This window comes from Asticcacaulis sp. (assembly GCF_047605585.1).
In the GTDB taxonomy this organism is placed as follows: domain Bacteria; phylum Pseudomonadota; class Alphaproteobacteria; order Caulobacterales; family Caulobacteraceae; genus Asticcacaulis.
On record NZ_JASGFK010000001.1, the window covers coordinates 687418 to 704121 of the forward strand.

Annotated in this window: 14 protein-coding genes; 9 read left to right on the top strand and 5 right to left on the bottom strand. The window is 61.7% G+C overall.

Going from position 1 to position 16704, the window contains the following annotated elements:
• Positions 1–153: 153 nt before the first annotated feature.
• Positions 154–750: a molybdenum cofactor guanylyltransferase gene (locus QM647_RS03240; protein WP_414994033.1), complete on the top strand. Its 597-nt coding sequence runs from the start codon at positions 154–156 to the stop codon at positions 748–750.
• Here the strand turns inward: QM647_RS03240 and moaA are convergent.
• Positions 715–1749 (bottom strand): GTP 3',8-cyclase MoaA, encoded by a 1035-nt coding sequence (gene moaA / locus QM647_RS03245; RefSeq protein WP_414994034.1) that lies wholly within the window; start codon positions 1747–1749, stop codon positions 715–717. The two genes, QM647_RS03240 and moaA, sit on opposite strands and share 36 nt — an antisense overlap.
• Before the next feature lie 40 nt (positions 1750–1789).
• Complete coding sequence (gene dinB, locus QM647_RS03250) at positions 1790–2881, bottom strand: DNA polymerase IV (protein ID WP_414994035.1); 1092 nt, start codon at positions 2879–2881, stop codon at positions 1790–1792.
• A 121-nt stretch (positions 2882–3002) separates the two neighbouring features.
• Between dinB and QM647_RS03255 the strand changes: the two genes are divergently transcribed.
• The 5 genes from QM647_RS03255 to QM647_RS03275 all read left to right on the top strand — a co-directional run bounded on the left by QM647_RS03255 (position 3003) and on the right by QM647_RS03275 (position 9534).
• Entirely contained in the window at positions 3003–3788 is a 786-nt protein-coding gene (locus tag QM647_RS03255) for a DUF72 domain-containing protein (protein WP_414994036.1), read from the top strand.
• A complete protein-coding gene (locus tag QM647_RS03260; RefSeq protein ID WP_414994037.1) occupies positions 3789–4793 on the top strand; it encodes a Gfo/Idh/MocA family protein in 1005 nt (334 codons plus the stop codon).
• Positions 4794–4983: 190 nt separating this feature from the next.
• Positions 4984–6204 carry an efflux RND transporter periplasmic adaptor subunit gene (locus QM647_RS03265; RefSeq protein WP_414994038.1) on the top strand — a complete coding sequence of 407 codons (1221 nt, stop codon included), beginning with the start codon at positions 4984–4986 and terminating at the stop codon, positions 6202–6204.
• 10 nt (positions 6205–6214) lie between these two features.
• Positions 6215–8176 (top strand): MacB family efflux pump subunit, encoded by a 1962-nt coding sequence (locus QM647_RS03270; protein WP_414994039.1) that lies wholly within the window; start codon positions 6215–6217, stop codon positions 8174–8176.
• A gap of 29 nt (positions 8177–8205) precedes the next feature.
• Positions 8206–9534 carry an efflux transporter outer membrane subunit gene (locus tag QM647_RS03275; protein WP_414994040.1) on the top strand — a complete coding sequence of 443 codons (1329 nt, stop codon included), beginning with the start codon at positions 8206–8208 and terminating at the stop codon, positions 9532–9534.
• Between the two features lie 39 nt (positions 9535–9573).
• Here the strand turns inward: QM647_RS03275 and QM647_RS03280 are convergent, their stop codons facing one another.
• The gene (locus QM647_RS03280) at positions 9574–10413 is read right to left on the bottom strand and encodes an alpha/beta fold hydrolase (RefSeq protein ID WP_414994558.1); all 840 of its coding nucleotides are present in this window, start codon (positions 10411–10413) and stop codon (positions 9574–9576) included.
• Positions 10414–10756: 343 nt separating this feature from the next.
• The gene (locus QM647_RS03285; RefSeq protein ID WP_414994041.1) at positions 10757–11632 is read right to left on the bottom strand and encodes a helix-turn-helix transcriptional regulator; all 876 of its coding nucleotides are present in this window, start codon (positions 11630–11632) and stop codon (positions 10757–10759) included.
• A gap of 149 nt (positions 11633–11781) precedes the next feature.
• On the opposite strand from QM647_RS03285, the gene QM647_RS03290 reads away from it, so the two are divergent.
• The 3 genes from QM647_RS03290 to QM647_RS03300 all read left to right on the top strand — a co-directional run bounded on the left by QM647_RS03290 (position 11782) and on the right by QM647_RS03300 (position 16406).
• Positions 11782–12453, top strand: a complete 672-nt coding sequence (locus tag QM647_RS03290) for a DUF6445 family protein (protein ID WP_414994042.1) — start codon at positions 11782–11784, stop codon at positions 12451–12453.
• A gap of 215 nt (positions 12454–12668) precedes the next feature.
• Positions 12669–14993, top strand: coding sequence for a glycosyltransferase family 4 protein (locus QM647_RS03295; protein ID WP_414994043.1), 2325 nt, complete (start codon positions 12669–12671; stop codon positions 14991–14993).
• 93 nt (positions 14994–15086) lie between these two features.
• The gene (locus tag QM647_RS03300; RefSeq protein WP_414994044.1) at positions 15087–16406 is read left to right on the top strand and encodes a glycoside hydrolase family 130 protein; all 1320 of its coding nucleotides are present in this window, start codon (positions 15087–15089) and stop codon (positions 16404–16406) included.
• A gap of 74 nt (positions 16407–16480) precedes the next feature.
• Here the strand turns inward: QM647_RS03300 and QM647_RS03305 are convergent, their stop codons facing one another.
• Positions 16481–16669: a hypothetical protein gene (locus QM647_RS03305; RefSeq protein WP_414994045.1), complete on the bottom strand. Its 189-nt coding sequence runs from the start codon at positions 16667–16669 to the stop codon at positions 16481–16483.
• Positions 16670–16704 lie beyond the last annotated feature (35 nt).

Sequence of the window (16704 nt, forward strand, 5' to 3'; positions counted from 1 at the left end):
CCCAATCGAAAAACCCTATAGGTGCGACGCGTAAGCATCCAATAAGGAGCCGGACCCGCCTTATAAAGATTCCATAAGGATAATTAGATTTCAGAGGCTTACAGGGGAAATACCCCCCTTGCCAAGCCCCACCTTCACGCTAGACTGATTACAATGACACCAAAGCTCGTTCTTCTGGCCGGCGGCAAGGGATCCCGCATGGGCGGCAACAAGCCTTTCGCGCCCTGGGGCCGTTCGACCCTGATCGAAACCCTGATCGCGCGCCTGAAGCCGCAGGTCCGCGCCCTGGTCATCAATGCCGGCGCGAAGGACGCACCGCTTGTTCTGCCGCTGTCCTGCCTCAGCCTGCCCCTGATCTTCGATGACCCGGCCTTTGCCGGCATGGGACCACTGGCGGGCGTGCTCAGTGCGCTGGACATGGCGTGCGAAGCCGGCGACATCCAGGTCATTACCGTGCCATGCGATATGCCGAACGTGCCGGAAGACATGGTGGCGCAATTACTGGCGTCACCGCCCGCAGATATCGTCCATTTCAAGGGGGAGCGCGACTATCCGCTGTGCGCCCTGTGGCAGGTATCGGTGACCCCTGCCCTGCGCGTGGCCCTGCAGCAGGCAGACGGCGGGCTCGGCGTGATGCGCTTTCTCTCCACCCAGGCTGTGCGCACCATCGCGGTGAGCGATGACGCCGCCTTCGCCAATATCAACCAGCTGCCCCTACCCCCCGGTCAGGGACATGGTCCGAGCCGGTGAATGCGGCCGTACCGGCAGGGCCAGGCCGGCATTGCCGATAAAGAAGTCGTGCGCCTTCGGCTTCAGCGCCAGGGCCTGTTCGAGCGCCCGGCACAGGCCTTCATCGCCCGGCGCATTGCGTAAGGCGCTACGCAGATCGACATGATCGTCCTGCCCCAGGCACATGTAGAGCTGCCCGGTACAGGTGATGCGCACGCGATTGCAGGTGTCGCAGAAATTATCGCTGAGCGGCGTGATCAGTCCCAGTCTCGTTCCGTTTTGGCCGCCTGTTTCGGCCACGCGGTAATAACGCGCCGGACCGCCCGTAGCATCCGGCACACCCTCGACGTGCCAGAAGCTGCGCAGGTCCGCCAAAACATCCTTCAACGATACGAACTGCGCCTCGCGGCCGGAAATCTCATCCCCCAGCGGCATGGTCTCGATCAGGGAAACATCCATGCCACGGGCATTTGCAAAGGCAATGATCTCGGGCAGTTCGGCGCGATTGTCCTGCGCCAGCGCCACGACATTGAGCTTGATGCGGATGCCGGCGTCTTGCGCTGCTTCTATGCCCGCCAATACCTTGCCAAGATCGCCACCACGGGTAATGTGACGGTAGACCTCCGGTTTCAGGCTGTCGCACGACACATTGATGCGGCGGATACCGGCCTGCGCCAGGGCCGGCGCCGCGCCTGCCAGCAGAGTGCCGTTGGTCGTCAGGGTCAGCTCCTTCAGCCGCCCCTGGTGGACCTGTTCGCCGAGCCGGGCGATGAAACCGAGTATGCCCTTACGCACCAGGGGCTCACCGCCGGTGAGGCGCAGCCGCTCGACGCCGCTGTCGATCAGGAACAGGCTGAGCCGCTCCAGTTCGTCAAAACTGAGCAGGTCCTTGCGCGGCAGGAAGGTCTGGTGCTCGCTCATGCAGTAGGTGCAGCGCAGGTCGCAGCGATCCGTTACCGACAGCCGCACATAGCTGAGGCGGCGGCCAAATCCATCGATCAGTTGGAGACGCGGGGACATGCGTCCAGTCTAATCCCGCACCCGCGAGATAACAAGGATTTTACAAGGCTAAACTCAACTGCTCGGTGCCCGTCGTTTCGCGCTCCCCCAGCGATGACAGGGTCACGCCCAGAAGCCGTATGCCCTTGGCCACCGGAAAAACGCCTTCCAGCAGGGTGCGCACATGATCCGCCAGTTCGCTCCGGTTCATGACCGGCGCCAGGCCCGACCGGCTGCGGGTAATGAGGCGAAAATCCGAAAACTTGACCTTGAGCGTGACTGTCCGCCCCTTGATCTCATTGCTGTCGACATAGCGCCACACCTTGTCGATCAGCGGCTCCAGAAAGGCCCAGGCCGTATCGAAATCGCTGGTATCAGTAAAGAAAGTATTCTCGGCGCCGATCGACTTGCGCTCGCGGTCGGGCCGGACCTGGCGATGGTCGATGCCACGTGAAATGCCGTAATAATAGCGCCCCGACACACCGAAATGCTGCTCCAGGAAATCGAGCGTCTGGTTGCGGATATCCTGGCCGGTATAGAGCCCTAATCGGTTCATCTTCGCCGCCGTGGCCGGGCCGATGCCGTGGAATTTCTTGACCGGCAGCGAAGCGGCAAACACCGGCCCCATGGCCGGCTTGATGACGAACAGGCCATTGGGCTTGTTCTGGTCGGAGGCCAGCTTGGCGAGAAACTTGTTATAGGAAACCCCCGCCGAGGCCGTCAGTTGCGTCGCCTCCCATATGCGGGCGCGGATCTCCTCGGCGATCTGCGTGGCCGAGGCCATGCCCTTCCGGTTTTCGGTGACATCGAGATAGGCCTCATCGAGCGACAGGGGCTCGACCAGCGGCGTATAGTCCTCGAAGATGTCCCTGATCTGGCGCGACACCGACTTATAGACATCGAAGCGATGGCGCACAAAGATCAGGTCCGGACATTTTCGCTTCGCGGTGACTGACGGCATGGCCGAGTGAACGCCATATTTGCGCGCCTCGTAACTGGCCGCCGCCACGACCCCGCGTTCGGAACTGCCGCCTACCGCCACGGGCTTGCCGCGCAATTCGGGATGATCGCGCTGCTCCACCGACGCAAAAAAGGCATCCATATCGATATGGATGATCTTTCTCTGCCGTTCCTGTGGAAGTTCGCCGTCCATGGTTATTGACTCATGCCACATTGGGAACATAAAGTGAACATGTAAAATACTGCCAGAAACAGGTTGCGCGCTTACAGCATAGTTTGGCACCACATCGGGCGAGATTTGTCAGGAGGAAAACATGACCATCTATGTCGGCATCGGCGGCTGGACCTATGAGGACTGGCGCGGCCCCTTCTATCCCGAAGGTCTGGCGCAGAAACGCGAGCTGGAATATGCCGCGTCCAAACTGACCTCCATCGAGATCAACGGCACCTATTACGGCGCGCAGAAACCCGCCTCTTTCCAGAAATGGCGCGCCGAGACGCCGGACAATTTCGTCTTTTCGGTCAAGGGCACGCGCTACGCCACAAACCGCAAGAACCTGGCGGAATCGAAGGACTCGGTCGAGCGTTTCCTCAGCAGCGGCATCACCGAACTGAAGGAAAAGCTGGGGCCGATCAACTGGCAGTTCATGGCCACGAAAAAATTCGATCCGGCCGACATGGAAAACTTCTTCAAACTGCTGCCGCCGGAACAGGATGGCATCCGCCTGCGTCATGCCGTCGAGGTGCGCCATCCGACCTTCCAGTGCGCTGAATTTGTCGACCTGGCGCGGCACTACGGCGTGGCCATCATCACCGGCGCCGACAGCGACTTTCCGGTGATCCCCGACCTGACGGCCGATTTCGCCTATGTCCGCGTCATGGGTACGAGCGACCAACACGCCAAGGGCTACAGCGAACAGGCGCTCGATGAATGGGCCTATCGCGCCCGCACCCTCGCCGAAGGCCAGGTGCCCGGCGATCTGGCGACCTACGGGGGCAAACAGGCGCCCAAGCCGCATGATGTCTTCCTGTATGTGATCAGCGGGCACAAGGTGCTGAATCCCGCCGCCGCCATGGCCCTGATCGAAAGACTGAAATAGATGACCAAAACCATATGGGGCGTGCTGAGCACGGCAAAGATCGGCACGGGCAAGGTCATTCCGGCCTTGATGCGGAGCGACCTGATCCGCGTGAAGGGCCTGGCCTCGCGCCAGCTCGACGCCGCGAAAGACACGGTGGAAAAACTCGGCCTGGAAACCGCCTACGGGTCATATGAAGACCTGCTGGCCGATCCGGAAATCGAGGTCATCTATAATCCCCTGCCCAACCATCTGCATGTGCCAATGACGCTGGCCGCGGCCAAAGCCGGCAAGCATGTGCTGTGCGAAAAGCCGATGGCGCTCAATGCCGCCGAGATCGACCAGCTGGCGGAGGTCAGTCACAAGGTTCACATCATGGAAGCCTTCATGGTGCGGCATTCCCTGCAATGGCTGGAAGCGCGCCGGCTGATCCGCGAAGGCGCCATCGGCGCGCCGAAGATCATCCAGTCCTGGTTCAGCTACAACAACACCGATCCGCACAATATCCGCAACAAGGTCGAATGGGGCGGCGGCGGCCTGATGGATATCGGCTGCTATCCCATCGTGGCCGGGCGCTTCTTCTTTGACGCCGATCCGGTGCGCGTCATGGCCCTGGTCAGCCGCGATGCGACCTTCGGCACCGATACCATCACCTCCGGTCTGCTCGACTTCGGTGAGGGCCGCCAGCTGACCTTCGCCGTTTCGACCGCGCTTACCCCCGGCCAGGGCGTCATGATCATGGGCGAGGCCGCACGCCTCTCCCTTTCTATCCCGTTCAACCAACCGCCCGACGCACCGCAGTTGATCACGATCGACGACGGCAGGAGCTTCAATGGCGCCACGGCGGTCACCCACACCCTGCCGCCATCGAACCAGTATACTCTGATGGGCGAGGCCTTCACGCGCGCCGTGCGAGGCGAAGCTTCTTTACCCTACGGCATTGCCGATGCCCGCCTGAACATGCGGATCATCGACGCCCTGTTCCGTTCAGAAACCTCCGGGCAATGGGAGCGCGTCGGCACGTAAGCGGCTCAAAACCTTATCGTTTCTTTATGCCGGATATTTCACCACTGTTTCACTGAACGAACGGCATGACAAACCTATACAATTTACTCGCGCAATAGATGTTATTTATTTCAATTGCTGACATACAGACGCCCCTGACGGATGCTAAGTCGCAATTCCCGACGATTTTGGAAACAACGGCACAGACGGCATGTGGTATAAAAACAAACGGTTCCTGACCATAGCGGGCATTGTGGTCGCGCTTCTTGTGGTTCTAGCCATCTGGCTGGTATTCTTCAATAAACCTAAGCCGCCAGAGCTGGTCACCCAGGCCGCCGCCATCGGCAATGTCGAAAAGACCGTCCTGGCCACCGGCACGCTGGTGCCCTTCAAACAGGTCAGCGTCGGTGCCCAGGTTTCCGGTCAGTTGACCAAGCTGGCGGTCGCGCTTGGCGATACCGTCCATACTGGCGACCTGATCGCCGAGATCGATTCCAAGACCCAGACCAACAGCCTGCAGACCGCCGAAGCGGAGGTGGCCAATATCCAGGCCCAGCGCGCCTCGGCCCAGGCCACGCTGGCCGAGGCCAATAGCAATTTCGCCCGCCAGCAGACCCTCTACAAGGCCGACGCCGGTTCGAAGGCCGATTATGACACGGCCGTCGCTACCCTGAAAAGCGCCCAGGGCAGCCTGGCCGCCCTTGATGCACAGATCAAGTCGGCCCAGGTCTCGGTCAATACCGCCAATGTCAATCTGGGCTATACCCGTATCGTCGCCCCCATCGACGGCACGGTCATCGCCATCGTCACCAAGGAAGGCCAGACGGTCAACGCCAACCAGTCGGCCCCGACCATCGTCGGTCTCGGCCAGCTCGACAAGATGACCATCAAGGCGGAAGTCTCCGAAGCCGATGTCGCCAATATCAAGCCCGGCATGGAGGTCTATTTCACCACGCTCGGCGATCCGGACAAGAAGTACTACGCCACCCTGCGCTCGATCGAGCCGGCGCCCACCACCTTCGATCCGGACACCACCACGTCGAGTTCGGCCGCCGCCATCTATTACTACGCCCTGTTCGATATCGATAATCCGGACGGAATCCTGCGCACCAACATGACCGCCCAAGTCTATATCATCCTGCAGAGCGCGAAAAACGTGCTGACCATCCCTTCGGCCGCGCTCGGTCATCAGGATAAGGACGGCAATTACATCGTCATGGTGGCCAACCCGAAGGAAAAGAGCAGGCCGCCAGAGCCGCGCAAGGTCAAGATCGGCGTCAATGACGGCACCAATGTGCAGGTCCTGAGCGGCATCAAGTCGGGCGAACAGGTCGTCGTGGCCCAGGCGACTGCGGGCGATAGCGCATCATCCGCCTCCGCCGGTGGCCGGCGCGGCATGGGTGGTCCTGGCGGCCCTCCGGGCGGCCTGTAAGGGGCGGAATATGAGCACCCCTCCGGTTCTGCAAATCTCAAAGCTGCGGCGTGAATTTCCCGCGGGCGAAGGCACCATCACGGTGCTGCACGATCTCGACCTGACCATCCAGCCGGGCGAAATGCTGGCGATCGTCGGCCAGTCGGGCTCGGGCAAGTCGACCCTGATGAATATTCTCGGCTGCCTCGATCGCCCGACCTCCGGCGTCTATACGGTCGGTGGCCGCGCCACGGCCGATCTCGGCCCCAATGAACTGGCCGAGCTGCGCCGCGAACACTTCGGCTTCATCTTCCAGCGCTACCACCTGCTCGGCGATCTGACCGCGCTCGGCAATGTCGAGGTGCCGGCCATCTATGCCGGGGTCGCGCCCGAAGCCCGCAGGACCCGCGCCACCGAGCTGCTCGGCCGGCTGGGCCTCAGCGAACGCACCGGCCATCGCCCGGGCCAGCTTTCCGGTGGTCAGCAGCAACGCGTCTCCATCGCCCGCGCTCTGATGAACGGCGGCGAGATCGTGCTGGCGGACGAACCGACCGGCGCGCTCGATACGGCCTCCGGCGAAGAGGTCATGCGCATCCTCAAGGGGCTGCACAAGGAAGGCCATACGGTCATCATCGTCACCCATGACATGGAGGTGGCCGAGCACTGCGAACGCGTTATCGAGATTCGTGACGGCCGCATCATCAATGATCGCAAGGGCGAGGGCCGTGGCGAGGTCGAGGACAAGGGCCTGCCGCCGCGCGCCGCCGCGTCGCAGGGCGGTTTCCAGGCCCTGATGGACAGCTTCGTCGAAGCCTTCCGCATGGCGCTCCTCGCCATGAACGCCCACCGCATGCGCACCTTCCTGACCATGCTCGGCATCATTATCGGCATCGCCTCGGTGGTCTGCGTCGTGGCCCTGGGCGAAGGCTCACGGCAGAAGGTGCTGAAGCAGATCGCCTCGATCGGCACCAATACACTCGACATCATGCCGGGCACCGGTTTTGGCGATATGCGCTCAAATGCGGTACGCACCCTGACCGTGGCCGATGCCGATGCGCTGGAGAAGCAGAGTTACGCGGACAGCGTCACCCCCTCGGTATCGACCTCCGTAACGATCCGTCACAGCAATACCGCGGCCTCCTCCACGGTCAATGGCGTGGGCGAGCAGTATTTCCGCGCCAAGGGCCTCTCGCTCGATAACGGCCGCCTGTTCGAAGCCGATGAAGTGACGAAACTGGCCCAGGTAGCGGTCATCGACCAGAACGCCCTGACCACCTTCTTCAACGGCAATGCGCAGGAAGCCATGGGCCAGGTGCTGCTGCTCGGCGACGTGCCGGTGCGCGTGATTGGCGTGCTGAAGAAAAGCACCGGCTTTGGCCCAAACAGCAGCAGCGTGAACGTCTATATGCCCTATACGGCCGTCAATGCGCGCATGCTGGGCACGACCACGCTGAAAAGCATCACAGTACGCATCAAGGATACAACCGAAAGCGCCACGGCGGAGACCGCAGTGACCACCCTGCTGACCAAGCGGCACGGCACCAAGGACTTCTTCATCATCAATACCGACCAGATCCGCCAGACCATCACGGCGACAACCACGACCCTGACCATTCTGATCTCGGTCATTGCCATTATCTCGCTGATCGTCGGCGGCATCGGCGTGATGAACATCATGCTCGTGTCCGTCACCGAACGGACGAGCGAGATCGGCGTCCGCATGGCCGTTGGCGCACGCACGCGTGATATTATGCAACAGTTCCTGATCGAGGCCGTACTGGTCTGCCTGCTCGGCGGCATACTGGGCATCGCCGCGGCGCTCGGTTTCGGCGTCATCTTCAAGATGTTCTCGACCGATTTCACCCTGATCTATTCGCTGAGTTCGATCATCGCCGCCTTCCTGTGCTCCACCCTGATCGGTGTCGTCTTCGGCTACCTCCCGGCGCGCAATGCCGCCCGCCTCGACCCTGTCACCGCGCTTGCGAGAGACTGATGAGACATTTCAAAAAAACCGGAATATTGATGAGCGTGGCATTGGCGACCCTGCTAACTGCCTGCGCGTCTACACCCTACGAAACGCCCCAGGTGCCGATGTCAGCGCAATTCACCCACGCCGGTGAAGAGAGTGATGCCGCCAGCCAGAGCGCTGACTGGTGGACGGCCTTCAACGACCCTGCTCTGAATGCTCTGATCTCCGACGTTCTGGCGCGCAATAACGACCTGGCCGCCGCCGCGCTCAAGGTGCAGCAGGCCAAATTACAGGCTGGCCTGACGAAGCTCGACCAGTTCCCCTCGGCTTCCGGCTCGCTGGGCGTCAGCAGCTCTGACAGTACCAGCTATTCGTCCAGTCTCAGCGTCTCTTATGAGGCCGATCTCTATGGCAAGCTGGCGGCCGCCACCCGTTCCGCCAACTGGGAGGCCCAGGCTACCGAGGAAGACCGTCAAGCCTCGCGGCTTTCGCTCATCGGCACAGCCTGTGAACTCTACTGGCGCATCGGCTACACGCACCAGCAGATCACCTCCGGCCAGCAGGACCTGGATTATGCCCTGAAGGTGCAGAATCTGGTCAATATCCAGCATGACGCCGGCGCCGCCTCAGGCGTCGAGGTGGCCGAGGCCGACCAGACGGTCAATTCGCAGCGCGCCAGCCTGGCCGACCTGCAGCAGCAGTTGGTCGAATACCGCGCTTCGCTCACCGTTCTGCTCGGCGGCACGCCCCTGCCGGAAACCAGTGAACCACAGGCCCTGCCCGACATCGCCCTTCCGGACGTACGCGCCGGCCTCCCCTCCGAGTTGCTCAGCCGTCGGCCCGACCTGCGTGCCGCCGAACTGCGCCTGCGCGAAAACCTGGCCGATGTCGATATCGCCAAGAAGGCCTTCTATCCGGGCCTGACCCTGACCGCTTCCGGCGGTTCGTCCTCTTCCGAACTCAGCAACCTGTTCAAGAACCCGACAGGTGCGCTGGCGGCTTCGCTCAGCCTGCCCTTCCTCGATTTCCCGCGCCTCAGCCGCGATGTGAAGATTTCGCGCAAGACCTATGAGATCGCCGTTCTGGACTTCAAGACGACCCTGCTGAACGCCCTGGCCGATACCGATAACGCCCTGTCCAACCGCACGCAGCTGGCGGCGCAGGGCGAGGCGCAGAAGGCCAGTCTCGACGCGGCGCGCAAGGCGGAAGATCTCTACGCCATCCGTTACCGCACCGGTTCCGTGGCCCTGCGGACCTGGCTCGATGCGCAATCCTCGCGCCGGTCGACCCAGCTGACCTATGACAATATCCGCCTGTCGCAACTGATCAATCAGTCGACTCTTTACCAGGCGCTCGGCGGCGGCACCGACGCTGAACAATAAAAAAGCCGCCGGCCGCATGGGCCGGCGGCTTTATCATCCTTATGCCTGGATAAAGGCCAGCAGGTCGGCATTGATGACATCGGCGTGCGTGGTGCACATGCCGTGCGGCAGGCCGGGATAGGTCTTCAGCGTGCCATTCTTCACCAATTTGGCCGACAGCAGGGCCGAGTCGGCGATCGGCACAATCTGGTCGTCCTCGCCGTGCAGGATCAGGACCGGCATATCCAGCGCCTTCAGATCGTCGGTAAAATCGGTTTCCGAGAAGGCCTTGATGCAGTCGTAGTGCGCCTTGGCGCCGCCCATCATGCCCTGACGCCACCAGTTATTGATCACGCCCTGCGACACCTGCGCGCCGGGACGGTTGAAGCCATAGAACGGACCCGACGGCACATCGAGGAAGAACTGGGCGCGGTTGGCGGCCAGGGCGGCGCGGAAGCCATCGAACACCTCAATCGGCAGGCCGCCGGGGTTCTTGTCCGACTTCACCATGATCGGCGGCACGGCGCCGACCAGCACGGCCTTGGCGACCCGGCCCTTTTCGGCGCGGGCGGCATAGTGCGCCACCTCGCCGCCGCCCGTCGAGTGACCGATATGGACGACGTTCTTCAGGTCGAGCGCCTTGGCCAGCGCGATGACATCGGCGGCATAGGTGTCCATCTCGTTGCCGGTGTCGGTCTGGCTGGAGCGGCCGTGACCGCGGCGGTCATGGGCGATGACGCGAAAGCCCTTGCCCAGGAAGAACAGCATCTGGTTGTCCCAGTCATCGGCGGACAACGGCCAGCCGTGGTGGAAGACGATGGGCTGCGCGTCCTTCGGGCCCCAGTCCTTGTAGAAGATCTGAACGTCGTCAGGGGTAGTGATGTAGTTGCTGCCGCTCATGTGAAAAGCTCCTTTGGCGGGGTGATGGGAAAGGTGTTTGAGGGGTTTGGCGACGGCCGGCACGGCCACGGCAATACCCAGTGCGGCGCTGCCCAGCAGCAGGTCGCGGCGGTTCGTGTCAGAGGGTGTCTGCATGAAACAGCTCCAGAGGCCGGTGACGCGCGGACGCGCCTCCGTGAAAGTGCGGAAGGATGGGAAAGCGGGAACAGGTACGCTGACTGCAATAGCCCTGTGGCTGCCGTCTGGCTGCGGCGCGCGGACGGCCGGAAATCAAGTCCGGCCCACTCTATGCCGATCTGTCTAGGCGGGGAAGCCGATAAAGATATTGGACGATCTTGACCTGTTATTGCAGCGCGCCGCCGGAAAGGAACTGCCCAGGCGTGATACCCAGCCTCTGGCGAAACTGACGGCTGAAATGGCTCTGGTCGGCAAAGCCGCACATCACCGCCACCTCGGCCAGACGGATACCGGCGCGCATATATAGCCGGGCGCGATACAGCCGGTATCCCAGCAGGTAGTCATGCGGTGTTACGCCGACTTCGCCGCGGAACTGCCTCAGCAGGACATAAGGATTGATCTGCACCAGTTCGGCCAGTTCCGGCAGGCAGATCTTGCGGTCGAAGTGCGTGCGCAAATAGTCGATGACCATGCGGTTGCGCCGGCTGCAGGTCCGTCGCGGCAAGCGCATCCCGGCACCGGATGAGGCCGTGGCGATACCGGCAACCAGCTGAAACAGGGCCGTGCTGCTTGCCAGCTCGCAGCCTTCAGCCTCGAACAGGCTGTGGGTGTCGAAAAGCTGCGCCGCCAGATCGGGACGGTCAAGCATCGGCCTGTGAAAATCGAAGGGCGGCAGGCAGTCTTCGCCGGCTTGCCGCAGGGCCTGCAGGCGCGTCGGCGACAGGTGAATTTCGCGGCAGATGGCGCCGCCGGCCGCGATATGGTCGAGACGGGCCGAATAGACCTGGCCGGCATCGCGCAGGATCACGCACCCGGGCGTTTCATCGTAGGTGCGGCCGTTCTGTCCGGTACGCCAGACGGAATCCGTGAAGGCCAGCAGTATGATTTCATCGTGAAACACCTTGCTGAGTTCCAAAGCCTTGCCCGGCACCAGATCGAAGCGCAGGAAACCGCAGCCCTGCGCCTCCCATCCGGAAACCCTGTGATCGTTCGCCAACCGTTTCATCGCTGCAATAAAGACAGTGGCCAGTAGGCGCGTCAAGCATCCATATTGCGCCGCAATATATTCATTGTGCACAATGTGCCGCAAAACCATACCCGGCTTTTTTTGCGCGCATCGCCGGCGAATTCCAGCTAAGCTGAGCCATGTCTTTTGCCGATATCGCCCTTCATATCAACCCTGCAGCCCGTGTGAAATTTCGCCCATATGGCGAAGAAGGCCATGCACTGCTGGTAATCGACGATGTGTTGCTCAATCCCGATGATCTGGTCGAAGCCGCCGTACAAACACCCTTTTCAGCCCCGGAAGCCACCTTCTATCCTGGCCTGAACGCGCCCCTGCCAGCCACCTATCTGCAGACTCTGCTGCCGATCCTGCGTCCCAGCCTGATGCGCGCTTTCGGCATCGGCGAGGGCCGGCTGGCCTCGCGTGCCTTCTTCGCTCTTTCGACCTTTTCGCCCGCTGAAATGGTGCCGCTGCAAAAGATTCCGCATTATGATCAGCCCGATCCACGTTGCCTGGCCATGGTGCATTATCTCGGCCGCAACCAGGGCGGCGGCACCGGTTTCTTCCGCCACACCCCCACCGGTTTCGAATCGATCGACCGCAGCCGTCGCGAGGGCTACATGGCGCAGGTGGCCGCCGAACTGGAGGCATTGGGCGACCGCCTGACCGGCTATACCGGTGCCGATACGCCCAATTACGAATTGCTGGAACGTGTGGAGCCGCAATTCAACCGTCTGGTGATTTATCAGAGCCATGTCCTGCATTGTGCTCTGTTCGATGGCGCCCGCCTGACCGACGATCCGCGCACCGGCCGGCTGACGGCCAACAGCTTCTTCACACCTGTCCCGACACCGTAAATCCGGCGAGTCACGCAAGTGTGACAGGTCACTTATTGCGCCGCACCCTGAACCATACTGAATCTTTACAGCCGAAGGGAGAGTGTCAGTCCACTGACGCAGGGTAATATCGGCCTTGCGGTCGTCATCAGATTACCGCCCGACAAAAGGTTCTTTCAGACAGTCTCTCTGTAACTTTTCGGCTGGGCGCGACATCAGCTTCGCAGGAGCGCCATATGTTGCAGGCCAATAGCTTTGAAATTGCTCAGGATGTAGAAGCCGGAGCCGAAGGCCTGCCAGAAAGCGTACATGAAAACGTAACCGGAAACCTGGCGAAGGGTTTGAAGAAAAACCCCGACGCCATCGAGATTACCCGCGCCGCCATCATCGGCAATTTCCCGCCGCGTCAGTGCGGCCTGGCCACCTTTACCCGCGACATGTATGCCTGCCTGGCGCGAGCCCTGCCCGATGCTGAGTGGGACGTCATCGCCATGAACGATCCGGGGGCGGCCTATGATTATCCGCTCGAAGTCACCCAACAGATTCCGCAGGACGATGTGACCGCCTATCGCCGGCTGGCCGATACGCTGAATGCCGACGGAACCCAGGTCCTGTTCGTCCAGCACGAGTTCGGCATCTATGGCGGCCCCTCCGGCGCCCATCTGATCGCCTGCCTGGAACGTCTCCATTTCCCGATCGTCACCACCCTGCACACCATACTGGAAACGCCGAACGATGAGCAGCGGCGCGTCATGCAGGCCCTGATCCGGCTGTCGTCCACCCTCATTACCATGGCGCAAAAAGGCGCGGATATTCTCCAGCGCGTCTATGGCGTCAAGCCGGAACAGATCAGCATCGTGCCCCACGGCGCCCCGTCGCGTCCCTTGCGCAATACGGCCGACTTCAAGTCGCATCTGCATCTGAGCGGCAAGAAGACCCTGACCACTTTCGGCCTGCTGTCGCCGAACAAGGGCATCGAGACCGTCATCGCCGCCCTGCCGGAAATCCGCCAGACCTGCCCGGACGTCGTTTATCTCGTCATCGGCGCCACCCATCCGCACCTGGTCCGGCACGAGGGCGAGAAATACCGCGAAAGCCTGAAGACCATGGCGCGCGATCTGGGCGTCGAGGACAATGTCCGTTTCATCAACCGCTTCGTCAACGACAACGACCTGATAGATATTCTTCAGGCCACCGATGTCTATGTCACGCCCTACCTGACCGAAACCCAGATCACTTCGGGCACCCTGTCCTATGCCTTGGCGCTGGGCCGCCCTACCGTCTCCACCCCCTATTGGCACGCCGCCGAAGCCCTGGCCGATGGGGTCGGCATCCTGTGCGATTTCCATGATACCCAGGCTTTCGCCGAAGCCATTTCCGGCCTGCTGGCCTCGGATAAGGTCCGGGCGGATATGTCAATGCGCGCCTATATGGCGGCGCAGCCTTCGCGCTGGTCGTCGGTGGCCCAGGCCTATGTTGACCGGGCGATCCATGATCTGGCCAACCCGGAAAGCGACAAGGCTGCCATTTTTGCACTCCCCGCCGCCCCTGCCTGGACCGCTATCGAACGCATGACGGACGACTGCGGCATCTTCCAGCACGGCAAGTATCGCATGCCTGACCGCCAGCATGGCTATTGCGCCGACGACAATGCCCGCGCCCTGTCGCTGGTGGCCAAGCAGTCGTGCCTGGGGCCATTGACCGACGCGCAGACTCAACTGGCCTATCGCTATGCGTCCTTCATGAACCATGCCTGGAACAATGAAGACCGCTTCCGCAACTTCATGTCCTACAGCCGCCAGTGGCTGGATGAGGGCGGTTCCGATGATTGCTGCGCCCGATCCTACGAGGCCCTGGTCGATGTAGCGCGCTCTAACTTGCCGGCGGACCTGCGCCAGTGGGCCTGCGATCTCGGCGCGACGGCCCTGCAAAAGAGCGGCACCTGGACCAGCCTGCGCGCCCGCGCCGTCATGGTGAAATCCCTGGTGCGCACCTTCGGCGTCTTTGGCGACGGTCAGGAAATCCAGGTCATGATCCGCTATATCAGCCGGCATCTGCACCAGAGCCTGAAGCAGCACGCCAAACCGGGCCACAACTGGTTCGAGCCGGGCCTGGCCTATGACAATGCCCGCATCAGCGAAGGCCTCATTATCGGCGGCGCCTTCCTCGGCGAGGCGGAGATGGTGGCGGATGGCCTGGCGGCGCAATCCTGGCTCATGAAGAAGCAGACCCGGCAGGGCGTCTTCGTGCCCATTCCCAATTCCCGCTTCTCGGACGATGGCCCCGATCATCCGCTGTACGACCAGCAGCCGCTGGAAGTGTTAGCAACCATAGATGCCTGCCTGAGCGCCCAGAAACTGACCGGAGACAGCCAGTGGCGGGAAGAAGCCCTGCGCACCTTTGCCTGGTTCCATGGGGAGAATACCGCCGGCTTGTCACTGATCGATGGCGAAGGCGGCTGTTTCGACGGCCTCAATCCCGGCGGCCTCAATCTCAATCAGGGGGCGGAATCGATCCTGTCCTATCCCCTGAGCTGGATCGCTCTGAAAGGGGCGCTTTAATCCGGTCCGAACAGACGGACCTCGAACAGGCGGATCGCGAAAGCGGTCCGCTCATTGTGTTGAAAATCTACCCATCTGAGGGGGAAGATAATGATGACTGAAATGCTGTTAAGCCCCACCACCCTCCACGCCAATCCGGAACGGGTGGTCATCCTGCCCTTCACCATCTCCATCAGTCCGCGGGACAGCGCCATGGGGGCGCAATCGCGCGTCAGCCGTATCTGCGACGCGATCACCGCCCTGACCGCCGAACAGGTCAAGACCGAACTGGAAACGGTCAATCGCGATTTCACCGGCCGGCACTGGCAGACCCGCGGCATCTTCCTCGAACGCTTCCGTCAGATCCAGGCGCTGAATGGCGGCATGGAAAACCTCGACGAGGATCACAAGGCGCTGATCGGCGCCTATTTCTGCCATGAATACAGCTATTCCGCCGCCGCCGTGATGAACCCCAGCGTGGTGGTGCACCCCGATCAGACCGGCGCCGGCGAAGGTATCAATTTCGTGATGTCGACCCGCACGGTCGGCGAAGGCCATATCTCGACCGTCTCCTTCCGCGAAGGCACTTTCTTCCCCGACGGCACCATGGATCTGAAGCCGGAAACGGATTTCGCCGTCGCCGCCAAGCCGCAGGGCAATAATACCCCGCTGGACGGCGCGGTGACCGTGCATGGCCATCAGGCCTGCCCGATTTCGGAAACCGTTCTGTTCCCGGTCACGCGCTCCCAGACCAACGGCCTGGAAGACCTGCGCATGCTGACCTTCCATGATGAAAACGGCAGCTCGACCATCATGGGCACCTATACGGCCTATAATGGCCGCGAAACGGCGTGCGAATGTTTCGAGACCAGCGATTTCCGCTCGTTCCGCCTGACGCCCCTGCGCGGCGCGGCCTCGGCGCACAAGGGGCTGGGCTTCTTCCCGCGCAAGCTGAATGGCCGCTGGGCGGCGATCGGCCGGCTGGATCACGAGAGCATCTTCTATCTGGAGAGCGACGACAAATACACCTGGAACTATGGCGACAAGCTCCTGGGGCCTGAAGCGCCGTGGGAACTGATCCAGATGGGCAATTGCGGCTCGCCGATCGAACTGGACGAAGGCTGGCTGGTTCTGACCCACGGCGTGGGCGCTGTCCGCCGCTATTCCCTGGGCGCTGCCCTGCTCGATAAGGATGACCCGCGCAAGGTACTGGCCCGTTCGAAGGAACCCCTGCTGTCGCCTTCGGAGGATAACCGCGAGGGCTATGTGCCCAATGTCATCTATACCTGCGGTGCGCTGCGTGTGGGGGACTGGATCTTCATGCCCTATGGCGTAGCCGATTCCTCGATCCACTTCGCCTCGATCAAGATCAGGGACCTGCTGGCCCATCTCGGCTATGAAGCCGCCATTGCCCACAAGGACGCGGCCGAGTAAAAGAAAATCCACATATAAAGAAAACCCCCGGATCTTCAGGTCCGGGGGTTTTTCGCGTCCATAATGCGGGATATTTACGATCCCATATGGTGCTTTTCCTTCTGGGTGCCGGGGACCGTCGTCTTCGGCATCTTGCCGTTTTCGATACGGCCTTCATTGCGCAACTGACGGCCCTTGTCGGCCATGCGGGCGTCATGCAGGGCCTCACCCAGTTCTTCCTCGGTAGCGCCGGCGGTCTCCTTGATGCTGGCTTTTACAGTCATGACTCTCTCCTTTATTAAACAAATTTGCCGGCAGC